Source organism: Serratia sp. HNCC26DJ206 (assembly GCF_057180605.1).
On record NZ_JBXUGP010000176.1, the window covers coordinates 1 to 305 of the forward strand.

A 305-nucleotide genomic window follows, 5' to 3' on the forward strand; every position below is an offset into this window, starting at 1 on the left:
AACCTTCCAGAGAAACCGCAAGCAGCTTCGCTACAGCAGGCAGTGCGGATATCTGTATCCGTCGCCGACCGGCTTCCCAGGACTGTACGGCCTGTTGTGAAACGTTCAGCGCCTGCGCCATCTGAGCCTGAGTCATGCCAGAAGCCTTGCGGAGTTCCGTCATGCGCTTGCCCAGCGCAGCCATAAATATCTGTTCTTCATTGGTAACAGGGGCGGCCATCGTCGTTTTTACCGTGGTTGTTTGTGACTTGATGACCATAATCTACTCCCTGTTTTACATCTCTCTGTTGTAAATACTACCTACC

1 protein-coding gene is annotated in these 305 nt (G+C 52.5%); it reads right to left on the reverse strand.

Translation table 11 applies throughout. From position 1 onward, the window contains the following. Positions 1 to 259: helix-turn-helix domain-containing protein (locus tag AC2A1E_RS24475; RefSeq protein ID WP_484385919.1), on the reverse strand; the 259-nt coding region annotated here is incomplete at its 3' end. Between the last annotated feature and the right edge of the window lie 46 nt (positions 260 to 305).